The organism is Streptococcus parasalivarius, from assembly GCF_054785155.1.
Genome location: NZ_BAABOB010000002.1, coordinates 14,227 through 27,924, shown reverse-complemented (window position 1 = coordinate 27,924; position 13,698 = coordinate 14,227). Strand labels below are relative to the sequence as shown.

Sequence of the window (13,698 nt, the reverse complement as noted above, 5' to 3'; positions counted from 1 at the left end):
TATGATTTTCAAAAAAATCTTACGTTACCTAACTGTTGCAAGCTTGGCAGTTCTCACTATTTTTCTTATCACGAGTCACAAGACTAAGGCGGAAGACACTAGTAAGCTTCTTGATAGTAAAGCCGTCCAAAAGATTGTTAAGCGAGGGACACTCAATGTCGGTGTGAAGCAAGACGTTCCTAACTTTGGTTACTATTCTGCTAAGACTAATACCTACGAAGGTATGGAAGTTGATCTTGCTAAGAAGATTGCTGATGAGTTAAAAGTTAAAGTGAATTACATCCCAGTAACGACGCAAACCCGTGAACCACTTATGGATAACGGAACTATCGACTTGCTTATCGCTACTTATACCATCAATGATGAACGTAAGGCTTCTTACGCCATCTCAACTCCTTACTACTATGACCAAATCGGTTTCTTGGTTCTTAAGAATTCAGGTATTAACAAAATCTCAGATTTGAATGGTAAGACTATCGGTGTTTCTCAAGGGGCGTCAACTAAGGCTGCTTTGCAAGAGTACGCTTCAGCTAATAACCTTAAGTTCAATTATGTCCAACTCGGATCTTTCCCAGAATTGGCTGTTTCTCTTTACGCTCACCGTGTAGATGCTTTCTCAGTTGATAAATCTATTCTCTCTGGATATGAAAGTAAGAAAACTAAAACCTTAAAAGAAGGTTTCAAAACACAAGAATACGGTATCGCTTCAAGCAAGTCTAACCAAGAGTTGATTGATTATACCAACGATTTGTTGGCTAAATGGCAAAAAGATGGTAGCCTTCAAAAGCTCTACGATAAGTATCACTTGAAACCGGCTAAGGCTGAAGATAAATAGAAAGGAGTCCTGAATTTATGTATCTTTTAACTGAAACGGCTAGTCCTTTCGCTCTTGAACGTTGGGCTGCTTTCTTCGCTAACTTTGGACAATTTGCCAAAGGTTTCTTCTATACCCTTGGCATTTCGATTGGTGCCTTGATTGTTGCCCTTCTTCTTGGGCTCATCTTTGGTGCTATGAGTTCGACTCACAACAAGGTACTTCGTGGTTTCTCACGTGTTTATGTCGAAATTTTCCAAAATACCCCTTTGCTCGTGCAATTTGTGGTCGTCTTCTATGGGATTTCAATCTTGACTGATGGCCATGTCATGATTCCAATTTCATTGACAGCCATCCTTTGTGTGGGGGTCTACACAGGAGCCTATATCTCTGAAATTATTCGTACAGGTATTGAGGCGGTTCCTAAAGGTCAAACTGAAGCGGCTTTGTCTCAAGGATTCACCTACGCTGATACCATGCGTATCATCATCTTGCCTCAAGCAGTCCGTACTATCTTGCCGCCATTGACCAACCAAGTGGTTAACTTGATTAAGAATACTTCTACAATTGCCATTATTTCTGGGGCTGATATCATGTTCACTGCTAAGGCTTGGGCTTATGATACCACTAACTATGTGCCGGCCTTTGCCGGAGCTGCCTTCCTCTACTTTATCATGTGTTTCCCTCTAGCTACTTGGGCACGTCGTAAAGAAGAAGAGAATAAGAAAGCTTACTAAGGAGGTCCACTATGTCAGAAGTTTTATCAGCTACTAACCTTAAATTCTTGGCACAAGGGATGTGGACGACCCTTTACTTGTCTTTCTTCATCATTGTGCTGTCTACCTTGTTCGGAACTATTCTGGCGGTTATGCGTAACGGAAAGAATCCTATTCTTCGTTGGATGGCTTCTATCTACGTTGAGTTCGTTCGTAACGTTCCTAACTTGCTTTGGATTTTCATTATCTTCTTGGTCTTCCAGCTTAAGTCTACGGCGGCAGGGATTACCTCTTTCACGGTCTTCACTTCAGCGGCCTTGGCGGAAATCATTCGTGGGGGACTGAACTCTATCGACCATGGCCAAACGGAAGCCGGCTTGTCTCAAGGGTTTAACAACAGACAAATCTTTATTTACATCATCTTCCCACAAGCTATTCGTAAGATGTTGCCATCTATCATTTCTCAATTCGTAACAGTTATCAAGGATACTTCTTTCCTTTACTCTGTTATCGCCTTACAAGAATTGTTTGGTAAGAGTCAAATTTTGATGGGTGGTTACTACGAGCCTAGTCAAATCTTTACCTTATACGGTATTGTGGCTTTAGCTTATTTCGTGGTTAACTTTGCTATTTCTAGCTACTCTCGCTACCTCTCTAAACAATGGGAGCAAGCTAGTGAATAAAACAAAAAACTCACCTACGGGTGGGTTTTTGTTTTTCTAGATACTAAAAACGACTCCAACCGGAGTCGTTTGTTTCATTAATTCACCGTTACTTTCCCTGAATAATAATCTAGGGTAATTCCCTGTTGGACATTTGGCACGAAGACATTGAACTCAAGCGAGCCATCTGCTGACTTGGCTTCAAGATGTGATCCTGATGGAATCAGGTTATCCCCTTCATAAATGAGGGTAACGCGGTAACGGACACGTTTATTTTTATCCTGAGCTTTACGTACCAGGCTTTCATAATAGTTTTGGCCTGTGGAAGTTTCGCTATTAGCTTGGTTAGCCCAAGCAGTTTGAACGGCAATATTTTCTGGGTTTGAAGTCGAAGCATCAAATCCTTTGAGACCACCTACAAGTGCATAACCTAACAAATGGCCTCGGTCTACGGCATGGCTATACTCTCCTGAAAGATTGTGAACTTGATGCCATCCAGCTGGTGTCCAAGAAGTTGAGCCATTCCCTGTTTCTTGACGATTTTTGTACTGTCTGGTCGCTTTACTTAACAAGGCATTCGCAACTGTAGGAACCGTTTGTCCTTGAACCGTTTTAACTTGGTTATTAGCGTAGGGTTGGCTAGATACCTTAGCATTAAGATTGGTCTTATTTCCATTAACAATATAAGCCCCTGCCCCATTCCATTCTATGGTGTTTCCTAGTTGACTCTTGACGGAGCTGGTCATCACCGTCTCAGCAAGCTGCTCTTGTGGCGTAGACTTCCCACTTGTTGAGCCGTTTGATTTGACGGAGTTATTGGATTTTCCCGAGACTAGACTGGCTACCTGCTTGATTGGATTGTTAGGTGAGAGCTTACTGCTCGTCCCAATGTAACCTAGAACCGCTATCAAGACCGCTATTAGTAACGAGACTAGCTGACGTTTCTGTTTATTTGTTAAAGATGTCTTTCTTTTTGCCATTGTTCTCTTTCTTTTATATGAATGTCATGACTAAAGGAGCGGGATTACTTCCCACTCCCTTTTATTTTCCTGTAAATTTAGCAACAATTGCCTGCCAAGTTTCTGGTTTTAAGATGCTTATCGGATCCTTGCCCTCTCCTAAAACAGCATAGCCAATCATCAAACCGATAGCTAGAAAAGCAAGGCCAATCACACACACACTCAAAACAAGTAATAATTGACGAAAAACATAGCCTTTACCAGTTTCCATACTAAGCCTCACTTACACGTGAAATATTTGCTCCTAGTTTAGCTAGTTTCTCATGGAATTGATAGTAACCACGATCCAAGTGTGTCAATTTACCAACAATCGTTGTTCCTTCAGCTACCATTCCTGTAAGAATAAGTGCTGCCGAAGCTCGAAGGTCAGTAGACATGACTTGAGCACCTTGAAGTGGCAAACCACCGTGAATCATAGCCGTGTCACGAAGGATTTCTGAATGAAGTCCCATACGACGCATTTCTTCCAAGTGTTGGAAGCGATTCTCAAAGACTGTCTCAATCATGGTTGATTCACCGTTTACCACTGCCATAAGTGCTGTAAATTGAGCCTGCATGTCAGTTGGGAAACCTGGGTGAGGTAGGGTTTTAACAGTTACTGGTTTCAATTGAGAAACATCAGATTTAACACGAATGCCGCCTTCTTCTTCCTTAACATCAACACCCATTTCCAATAATTTTGAAATCAAAGGACGGTTATGTTCCAAGATAGCATCTTTGATGAGGACATCTCCAGAAGTCATAGCCGCTGCTACCATAAAGGTACCTGCTTCAATACGGTCCTGAACAACTGCATGTTTAGTACCATGGAGAGCTTTAACACCTTTAATCACGAGTGTTTCAGTTCCAGCACCTTTGACGTCTGCTCCCATCTCGTTAAGAAGAAGGGCCAAGTCTACAATTTCTGGTTCACGCGCAGCATTTTCAATGGTTGTAACTCCATCAGCCAAAGTGGCTGCCATCATAAGGTTTTGAGTGGCACCGACAGATGGAAAGTCCATATAAATAGTTGCACCTTTTAGTTTTTCTGCTGACGCAGTGATGTCACCACCAACTTGGGTAATTTTAGCACCCATTGCTTCTAAACCTTTGAGGTGGAGGTCAATCGGACGGCTACCAATCGTACAACCTCCAGGCATTGAAACCTTCGCGTGGCCATTGCGGGCAAGAATTGGTCCAAGTACTACGATAGACGCACGCATCTTGCTCACATACTCATATGGCGCCTGATCAAGAATTTCTCCACTAGCATCAACGACAACGGTATTGTTTTCCTCGTCAAAGTCTACAGCAATATCTAAACCACGAACAACATTATTCATCGTGTAAACATCTGACAAGATTGGAACATTAGTTAAGGTTGTTTGACCTTCCGAAGCCAAGATAGTCGCTGCCAACAAGGGAAGGACAGCGTTTTTAGCACCTTCAATGACAACCTCACCACTTAATCGAGTGTTGCCACCCTGCACAATAATTTTATCCATAGGGATTCCTTTCAAGGGTCATTTTCATCTTTTTGTATTATATCAAAAGTCTTTTAAAATCACTAATTTAAGAAATCGAGCTAGCCATATTCTGTCCAAAAGCTAAAACCGACAGAATAAAGGAACTGATAAGATAGCCTAAGGCAATACTAATAAAGAGCAAAAAGAGTTTCAATTTACCAGTATTTTCAATCGGATTTTTGATGATTTTTGCCCAATCAAAGAGGCTAATCAGCATATGGTAGCTCAATCCTATAAATACAAGGTGACTCGCCAAAGTGACGAATTGATTAATAATAGTCATAATTTCATTATACCATAGAAAGCTAAGCTAAAACATAAAAAGAGGGTGAGACAGTTATAAATCTGTAATCATTTAGTGACTGCTTCCACTCCTCTTCTCTTTATTTTTAAAGCTACTAGATTAGGGATACTTTAAAATAATCTAGTGCTTATCTTACACTCTCTAGGGACTTATAATTTGAGTTATGCAACTTAGTCTTCATAACCGTTAGGGTTAGTCGTTTGCCAACGCCAAGAATCTCTAACCATTTCTTTCAAGGTCTTCTTAGCTTCCCAGCCAAGAACTTCTTTGGCCTTTTCAGGAGAGGCATAGCAAGTAGCAATATCACCAGCACGACGTCCTTGAATACGGTATGGAATAGCAACCTTGTTTTCAGCTTCGAAAGTCTTAACGAGATCCAATACGCTATAACCATGTCCAGTACCCAAGTTGAAAATCTCAGCACCTTTATGACTCAAATTATATTTGACAGCAGCCAAGTGACCTGAGGCCAAGTCAAGGACGTGAATGTAGTCACGTACACCTGTACCATCTGGAGTTGGATAGTCATCCCCAAAGACGTTAAGCTCAGGAAGTTTACCGATAGCTACTTGTGTAATATATGGCATAAGGTTGTTTGGAATACCGTTTGGCAATTCCCCAATCAAACCACTTTCATGAGCACCGATAGGATTGAAATAACGAAGATTTGTGACTGACCATGACGGATCTGAAGCAGCTACGTCTGTAAGAATTTGTTCCATCATCAACTTAGTATAACCGTATGGGTTGATAGCTGATGTTGGCATATCTTCCGTCATTGGAGAAGGATTATTGGTACCGTAAACTGTTGCACTTGAACTGAAGACGATGTTTTTAACATCATATTCTTTCATTTTTTCAAGAAGAGTAATGGTACCACTGATATTGTTTTTATAATATTTTAAAGGTTTTTGGACAGATTCCCCCACTGCCTTGAAGGCCGCAAAGTGAATAACTAACTCAATATCTTCATTTGTAAAAACCTTATCCAAAAAATCAGTATCTAAAATGGAACCTTGATAAAATGGAAATTTTTTACCAGTAATCTTTTCCAAACGTTCAAGAACTGCTGGCGAACTATTTGAAAAGTCGTCAACTAAGACTACATCGAAACCTGCATTAAGGAGTTCAACGGTTGTGTGGCTACCGATATAGCCAGCTCCTCCTGTAATTAAAATAGACATTTATTTTTCCTTTCTTACTTGTCAGTGCCTTTTTGATCCTTTTGAATCGTTGCTAATTTGGGCATGACTTCTCCTTCAAAACCTTTCATGGCAAAATGAACCGAAGGCTCTTGTGTCATTGGAGATAGAATTCCTAGCTTCACCTGATAATTCTGATCTTTGGAATAGGCGAAGCTTGCCATAAGTTCAGTTGTTTGATCTGGAAGCAATTCTGACAAACGACAATCAAGTTGTTGGGCTTGAAGAACCTTGCCATTAGCATTACACAAGTATAATACCACAGGCCAATCCCCATATAAAGGGGCAACCCCAGAATTTTCCAAATTAAGGGTAATATCAACCTTGCTTTCTCCTTTGGAGATTGTCAAACCTGATACCCAGAGGCGGTAGCCCATGTTTTTCAAGAGTTCCTTATAAGCAGCTTGCCCATCACCAATATCTTCAGCAACCTTTGGCCCTAAGAATGTCAAATGCGCTACTTTAGCCTCTTCTTGAAGCTCTGCTAGATTATTTCCAAGTAGGTTAGACATAGACTGTGAACTTGTCAATTCACCACCGATTGGCGCCTTTTCCCAAGCATTAGGCATGGCTTTCAAGGCAGCTTTCTCTTGTGTTTGATCGTATGATCCACCATTTTGAATCCAATTTAGCCAAGTTTTAGTTGCTGATTTATCTCCGAAAACATCATTGTAGATTCCAAATTCACCTTCCAAGCCTGTATCAAAGGGTCTTCTCATAAGAAGCTTTGCTTTAGGAAAAGCTGGTTGAAACGGTGCAATGTAGTCCTTACGAACCTCTTTTCGTGGAAGCTGACGAATACCAGCATTTGAGTGAACATGCCACTCACCCCAGTGCCCCAGGCCACCAAGCTCGATATAAGCAATAAACTCATCATTGCCCCAACGCTGTCCCATCGCAGTTACAGCATCTTTATAGTATTTTCTAAGCAGTTTATTTTGGTAATTGGGTGAAAATCCCTTACCGTAGGATGTGTCATAAACATCCCCAAGGTCAGAAATTTCATTTCCCAACCAATCAGGGATATCCTTATGACTTGATTTGCCAGGGTAATCTAACAAGAAACGTAGGACGACCTGCTTGCCTTCTTTCTTCCATCGTTTGAACTGGTTACTTTCTTCAATCGTTTCCCAGTCATAGTGGCCTTTTTTAGGTTCCAATTCTTTCCATGTAATATCAACATAGACAAGATGAACATCCTCTGACACCGTTTTTTCTTCCGCTGAAGGGACATAGCCCATGAGCGGATTGCCAAAACTCTTGTCTGAGAGGGCATATTCAAATTTGGTACCTGTATTTCTGGTATTCAAATACACAAATAATACATAAAGACCACTCGTAACGATGATTAGACAGATGACAAGCCAAAGTTTCTTCTTTCGACTACTCCAACTCTTCTGCTCACGTCTTCTAGCCATGGTACTCGCCGTTGTATTGGATTAGCGTAAGGTCTTTGACACCATCGATAGATTTGATATTTTCAACGAAGGTAAGGTCGTTATTTTTCACAAAGACTTCAATTGCTATCTCAACACTATCTTTTCGCATGGTTTCAGACTTGATAAAATGCTTGATACGACCAAGTTCTTGAACGACTTTGTCACCAGTATGGTCACCCTCATAGTGAACCACCGCAATATACACTTTACCGGTCTCTTGCAAGCGGCTAAAGACAATAAGCATCAGTAGGATAACGATAGACGTTACAACGGCTAGGACATACATGCCTGCCCCTACGGTAATCCCAGAGGTAATTGCCCAGAAAAGGTAGAGCAAATCCATAGGATCCTTAACAGCGGTACGGTAACGGACAATAGAAAGGGCACCGACCATACCAAGTGAGATAACGATATTTGAACTGATTGCCAGTGTTACCATTGACGTAAGCAAGGTCATACCGACCAAGGTCATGGCAAAACTGCGTGAATAAATAACGCCTGTAAAGAAATGCTGGTAAACCTTATAGATAAAGGCTCCAATCAACAAGGCAAGTAGCAAGACGATAACAATACGAAACGGTGATTGCGTCGCATAGTTATCAGACTGCAGAATAGATTTTTTTATAAAGTCTTGAACACTCATAAACTCCCCTTTTTATACTAAGTTCTTCCAAACTTAGCCTCTTCCTATTTATATATTCCCATCTTCCCAGTATTCAAAACCATTTAGATACTGAGATTTTTCATAAGCCAACACGTATTTAGAGACAGCCATCATGTCTGCTTTCCCGGGCAAGACACTTTGAACAATCTTTGGCAGATACTCTGTATACTTGACTTCAAAAACCATTTTTTCTGGATCAATAACTGGAATTGTTGGTAAGTCCGGATCAAAAATATCAAAACTTCCAACCGCTACTCTGACATTTTGGTCAAAGGTTAAGCGAACTGTCCCAAAATCATAGACCCACGGCTCTCGCTCATAGTCAACGATGGTCCGCGGACGCATCATATTACTAACGCACTCATAGTAAAATTCCTGACATAAAGGATAAGGACTCTTCAAGAGAAAGTCATAGTCCCCGTCAATGATTTTATAGACTTCCTCAACGGTTAAAGGCGCATCCTCTTTCAAAATATAGGTATCTACCTTTTTCTTACGTTCTAGTTTGATACTATTGGTTCCGAAATTATAGATTCGAATCCTATATTTTTTTCGAACTAGGATACCCGCATCTTTTTCAGCATAGGCGCTATTCCAGTAGTCGTCAAAGTACAGACTACGAATGGTATAGCCACCATTTTTTGCATGCTTATCCAACTGAATTAAATGTTTAAAACGCTCAGTCAGCAAAGCCTTTTCTGGTTCACCAATGACGTATTTCAACTCATGGCGAAAGGGCTTCTCTTTAGTCTTCATAACCATCTACCCCAATTTTTCCATCTTCGAGGACAAAGAAGCTCATGATACCAAATTGTTTAGAGTTGTCACTATTGATATAGTAGTCAAAGGCACGTTGTGATTGACCAGCTTCGTTAGTGGCAGTCACGCGCACGAAGTATTGACCCTTAGGTAAGGTATCTGTTTCAGCACTTAGAGACTTGAGGCCAGATTTTTCAAAGACCTTGTCTTTAAATTCATAGTCTTTAGCTAATTCTACAGTGTAAGTCAACTTGCTGTTATTGAAATCGTAAGAGGCACCCCAACTTAATTTCAATTTGTTATTGGCCACTTCCGGCTTATTGATAAAGAATGGTTGTGGTTTTTCAAGACTTGTTTTATAAATCTTGTAGTTGTTCTCCAACTCATTTGGCAAATCTGCCAAAATCTTGTCGTAATTGTCAGGAGTTGTCTTAGCATGCATTTGGTCAGGCATCTTAGCTAAGTAAGGTCTAATGACTGCTGCGTATTCATTACTCATAGAAGTAATCTTATCACCAGTAATCGTCTTACGTAGCTCATCCATCTTCTCATCTAGTCCCTTGCGGAACTCTTTTGATTTGAGCAAGCGTTGGAAAAGTTGGTTCCCCCAATAGTTGCTAACACCGACTTCCCAGCTATTGGCTTGGTCGCTGTCCTTACTTACCAAACGACGTTCATTCTTCATCAAGATACTATCGTTATCCCAAGGAATGATGTACCATTTGGTTGAGTTTTGTGGGCTATAGAGATACATGTTACGACTCTGTGTATCATCGTTACCAAGTAACATCTGGAAGGCCATCCAATATTGGATATTCTCAGGATCTACATACTTGTCCATGATGGTTTCAACCTTCACCGATGGATCGTTGAGCTTGGTGAGAAAATCAATAAGTTTGGTGTGATCATGGCTACCTTTGATTTCCAAAAGTTTCTCGAATTTATCCTTGTCGAATTTAGGATCTTCTTCTTTAACAATCGTATCTTCATAGCGGAAGAATTCGAAGAAGTTTGGTTTATAAAGGTTGGCATTTTCATCCAGACCATGATCTTTCAGATAGTTTTTGTTAATCTGTTCGACTTGCGTGTAGAGACCATAATCCTCAAATTTACCTGATGGATTGTCAGAGGTTTCATCCTTAACGTAGAGGTGAACAAAACTCGTTCTAGCACCCATGAGTTGAGGAATTTCTTCCATTAAATCATAGGACAACTTATTTCTAAAGCGAAGGGCTTCAGTCTGGTGTTTGTTAAGGTTAATGGTACGTTGGCCGTTCCACTCGCCCTTGTTCTTTTTAATCTTGATTTTATAGTTCTTTTGGGCGTTCTTACTTGAACTTTCCCCACGAATCTGAACACTGGCATTTGGAACGTCTTGGTCATAACCCAACTCACCAGAGACAGGACCGTCCTCGTTACCTACTTGAAGGAGCCCTGCTACTTGGTATCGTTTAACACCCATCTTTTGATAATCTTCAACAGAATATTGGTTGACCTCAGACCATGAGTGATTTTGATTTTCTGTAGCATCTCCTCGACGTACAGTCAGGTACATGGTTGTTACCTTGGTATGATCTTTATCATAGAGACTTTTTTCGTCTCTTAAGTGTACATTAGAGATATCAGTGGCCGCTTGTTTATCTACTTTTTTAGTTGTCACACCGTTTTTTGTTTGCTCCTTGGTCCCGCATGCTGTAATACCAAAGACTGTACAGAGCAACAGAACTGCTCCTAAACTTTTTTTATTCATTTCCCCCACCTCTTTTGTATGTTTTCTAAACGCTCAGTCCATTTTTCAAAATAGCCCACGTCTTTCTTAGATACCATCGCTTGGCTTCCTAAGAAATGATACTGAAGATCACTAGTGTATTTATCAATTTCCTGGCCACTTTCAATGAAAAGAACTAAGGCAGAAATCAAGAAGGGATAGCCTAAGAAAGCAGGATCTAAAAACTGAGAAATGAAACTAAAAACTACTGTCAGAATGGCAAAGTGCTTAGCTAGCTTCTTAGCTCCCTTGTAATCTGCAAAATACATCAAAAGTAAGATATTCACATTACCAACGGCATATAAACCATATGCTAGACAAAGTGTCAAAAAGTAACCTTGCATTTGATTGTTAAATCCAATCGGCAAGTAAGTAAGAGCCACACTTCCGAAGAACATAATGAAAATAGTCGCTAGCAGTTGTTTCCAAAAGACATACTTGAGCTCATTACTCATGACATCAAGCATATGGGTTTCAGCTTCCTGGATATCCGAAAGGCTTCCCTCTTCATTGTAGAGACTAAAGTAACGTCGGAAATGTGGATAGAAGGAAACCTCTACAGACATAACAAAATTAAGCGTTGACACCAAGGTCGTTAAGTAGGCTAACATGGCTGGTACGTCGTAAACAGGTGCCGTACGGAAAAATCCATCAAAGCTCTTACTAATTGGCCCAAACCAGTTAATGATGATATGGGCAAAAAGAGCCACTAGCATGTATATCCCAGTCTTTGCCAGGTCAGAAAAATAATCAAACCATTTCAAAAACTCAAAGGACATTTTGAGATTAGATGGAAAATAATCATGGATAAGGCGAACCATCCAAAACATCATACCCGCATAACCCAAACAAACACTAAAGAAGATACCATTTTTTTGATGTAGAAAAATACTAAGAAAACCTGCAACAAGAGTTACTCCAATTGCCAAAAAGAATCCTTTAATAATCTCTCTATAAGACTTAATGGCTGTCAAATAGGTAATCACGTTCCAAACCAGACAGAGCTCTCCAAAGAGTAAAACTCCCATAGCTACCTCTGCCAAACTGTGACTAGCTAAGGCTAAGTATAGGGCATACAATGGTGACCCAACAATAAGCATTAAGGAACTTGATGCATAGAAGGAAGGAATAATGGCCTCAAACTTCTTCTCATAGAGCATATCCGCAACAAAACGGGTTACCACCAGTGAAAAGAGACTAGTAATCACAAGTGAAAAGATAATAGCGTAGGTTAAGTTCGAAAGAATATAATCTCGCTCATTTTCACTGATACCTGCTACCATTGTTAAAACAACAACACCAACAGTCAGTAATATTCCCAAAAGCATAGGACCTGTATAAACAATACCGGCATAAGCGTAGGCCTTTTGTTTTGAGAAGAGACTATCCTCGTTATAAATTTTACGTAATTCAAATCCAATACCTGCCATTAAAGAGCCACCTCCTCATATAAGCGTCGGTACTGACCAATCATTTGCGGATATTGATAAATATCTTCAACACGCTTACGTGCAATCTCCCCCATTTTAAGACGTCTATCGGAATCAAGAGACATCTTCTTCATGGCTTCTGCAAGAGGTCCAGTACATGTAGGTGGCGCACAAAATCCAGCAATGCCTAGATCATCGTCCTCGCGACCTTCTAGCAACTCTCGACAACACCCGACATCTGTCGTTACACAAGGACGACTAGCCGCCATTGATTCTAAAACAGAAAGTGGCAGACCTTCAGATAGGCTGGTCAAAAGTGTAAAATCAATTTTCTTCATATATTCTCGAATATTAACACGACCAGTGAATAAGAGCTGATCTCCTAAATTCATCTTGTCAGCCAAACTATAACATTCATCCGCATAATCTTGATCATCCACACCACCCATGATATGCAGACGAACATTAGGAACTTGCTGGGCCAATTCGTAGAATGAATACAACATGGTTTTAATATCTTTGATTGGTGCCAAACGAACAACAGCTCCAATATCAATCCAACCGTCAGGTTCTTTCAAAGGAATCTGAGAAAAAGCATCGTAGTCGATACCATTTGAAATAACAAGACATTTTGCAGGATCACACCCCATATCAATCTGAATTTCCTTGGCCTTAGTAAAAAGACTCGTAATTTTATCAGCATTCTGATAAATCGCATCTGACAACATATAGAAGAAACGTACCCACTGATTTCGCATAGTAGGTAAAACCCACTTGGCACGAAGCAACTCTTCCTCACGTTCACGCGTATAAATCCCATGTTCCGTCAAGAACAAAGGCTTGTCATAGGTCAAACTTCCCAAAGTTGCAAGAATACCACCATAACCTGTAGAGATTGAGTGGTAAACATCTGCTTCAGGAGGTGGACAGGATAAAATATTTAAAAGTGGAAACAGCATAGAACGGATAGTGTGAAAAACATCTGAAAAAGATAGCTGTGTGTAGCGCTCACTACAAAGATCCTTTAAGACCTGAAAAAAGGCCTCACTACTCAAGAGATTGTTAGGAACGACCTTACCATCTTGTAACAGTTTAAACAAGACTTTCCAATCAGGTTGTTGGCAAAAAACCATATCCTTAAGCGCTTGTTTTTCCTCATCTGTAAACTGATATGGCTCTATGCCTTCTTCTTTATCTGGCACAACATAGTCCAAAAAGACTTCGTGTACTTCTACGACATTTTCAGGAAGTTCATAAACAAACTCCCCCTTTTGTTCATGCGTTGCCCCCACAACCCAAAGAACAAATTCATGCTCTTTCATTTCTGTAATATATTGATGCATCCAAGTAGAGACACCACCGTGAACATACGGATAGGACCCTTCAAGAATTAAACATATCTTCATCGGCATTTTC

14 protein-coding genes are annotated in these 13,698 nt (G+C 40.4%); 3 read left to right on the top strand and 11 right to left on the bottom strand.

Features of this window, described 5'->3' with window-relative positions:
- Position 1: 1 nt before the first annotated feature.
- Genes ACYVQ1_RS02360 through ACYVQ1_RS02350 form a run of 3 tightly spaced genes read left to right on the top strand, consistent with a single transcriptional unit; the run spans position 2 to position 2,213 of the window.
- Positions 2-835 carry a transporter substrate-binding domain-containing protein gene (locus ACYVQ1_RS02360; protein ID WP_461249696.1) on the top strand — a complete coding sequence of 278 codons (834 nt, stop codon included), beginning with the start codon at positions 2-4 and terminating at the stop codon, positions 833-835.
- A 17-nt stretch (positions 836-852) separates the two neighbouring features.
- Entirely contained in the window at positions 853-1,551 is a 699-nt protein-coding gene (locus ACYVQ1_RS02355; RefSeq protein WP_461249695.1) for an amino acid ABC transporter permease, read from the top strand.
- A gap of 11 nt (positions 1,552-1,562) precedes the next feature.
- A complete protein-coding gene (locus ACYVQ1_RS02350) occupies positions 1,563-2,213 on the top strand; it encodes an amino acid ABC transporter permease (protein WP_037601175.1) in 651 nt (216 codons plus the stop codon).
- A gap of 77 nt (positions 2,214-2,290) precedes the next feature.
- Here the strand turns inward: ACYVQ1_RS02350 and ACYVQ1_RS02345 are convergent, their stop codons facing one another.
- The 11 genes from ACYVQ1_RS02345 to pelF all read right to left on the bottom strand — a co-directional run bounded on the left by ACYVQ1_RS02345 (position 2,291) and on the right by pelF (position 13,688).
- A complete protein-coding gene (locus tag ACYVQ1_RS02345) occupies positions 2,291-3,172 on the bottom strand; it encodes a DNA/RNA non-specific endonuclease (RefSeq protein WP_461249694.1) in 882 nt (293 codons plus the stop codon).
- 61 nt (positions 3,173-3,233) lie between these two features.
- The gene (locus ACYVQ1_RS02340; RefSeq protein ID WP_003097027.1) at positions 3,234-3,422 is read right to left on the bottom strand and encodes a DNA-directed RNA polymerase subunit beta; all 189 of its coding nucleotides are present in this window, start codon (positions 3,420-3,422) and stop codon (positions 3,234-3,236) included.
- 1 nt (position 3,423) lies between these two features.
- Positions 3,424-4,695, bottom strand: a complete 1,272-nt coding sequence (murA, locus tag ACYVQ1_RS02335; protein WP_461249693.1) for a UDP-N-acetylglucosamine 1-carboxyvinyltransferase — start codon at positions 4,693-4,695, stop codon at positions 3,424-3,426.
- Positions 4,696-4,762: 67 nt separating this feature from the next.
- Positions 4,763-4,999, bottom strand: coding sequence for a DUF1146 family protein (locus ACYVQ1_RS02330; protein WP_002890830.1), 237 nt, complete (start codon positions 4,997-4,999; stop codon positions 4,763-4,765).
- 191 nt (positions 5,000-5,190) lie between these two features.
- Positions 5,191-6,204 carry a UDP-glucose 4-epimerase GalE gene (gene galE, locus ACYVQ1_RS02325; RefSeq protein ID WP_021144269.1) on the bottom strand — a complete coding sequence of 338 codons (1,014 nt, stop codon included), beginning with the start codon at positions 6,202-6,204 and terminating at the stop codon, positions 5,191-5,193.
- A gap of 14 nt (positions 6,205-6,218) precedes the next feature.
- Positions 6,219-7,640: a DUF4832 domain-containing protein gene (locus tag ACYVQ1_RS02320; RefSeq protein ID WP_461249692.1), complete on the bottom strand. Its 1,422-nt coding sequence runs from the start codon at positions 7,638-7,640 to the stop codon at positions 6,219-6,221.
- On the bottom strand, positions 7,633-8,304 hold the full coding sequence (locus ACYVQ1_RS02315) for a DUF4956 domain-containing protein (protein ID WP_461249691.1): 672 nt from the start codon (positions 8,302-8,304) through the stop codon (positions 7,633-7,635). The genes ACYVQ1_RS02320 and ACYVQ1_RS02315 overlap by 8 nt, the downstream gene beginning before the upstream one ends.
- A gap of 48 nt (positions 8,305-8,352) precedes the next feature.
- On the bottom strand, positions 8,353-9,081 hold the full coding sequence (locus tag ACYVQ1_RS02310; protein ID WP_461249690.1) for a polyphosphate polymerase domain-containing protein: 729 nt from the start codon (positions 9,079-9,081) through the stop codon (positions 8,353-8,355).
- Positions 9,071-10,834, bottom strand: a complete 1,764-nt coding sequence (locus ACYVQ1_RS02305) for a CotH kinase family protein (RefSeq protein ID WP_461249689.1) — start codon at positions 10,832-10,834, stop codon at positions 9,071-9,073. The genes ACYVQ1_RS02310 and ACYVQ1_RS02305 overlap by 11 nt, the downstream gene beginning before the upstream one ends.
- A complete protein-coding gene (gene pelG, locus ACYVQ1_RS02300) occupies positions 10,831-12,282 on the bottom strand; it encodes an exopolysaccharide Pel transporter PelG (RefSeq protein ID WP_461249688.1) in 1,452 nt (483 codons plus the stop codon). Before pelG ends, ACYVQ1_RS02305 begins: the two co-directional genes overlap by 4 nt.
- The gene (pelF, locus tag ACYVQ1_RS02295; RefSeq protein ID WP_461249687.1) at positions 12,282-13,688 is read right to left on the bottom strand and encodes a GT4 family glycosyltransferase PelF; all 1,407 of its coding nucleotides are present in this window, start codon (positions 13,686-13,688) and stop codon (positions 12,282-12,284) included. The genes pelG and pelF overlap by 1 nt, the downstream gene beginning before the upstream one ends.
- Between the last annotated feature and the right edge of the window lie 10 nt (positions 13,689-13,698).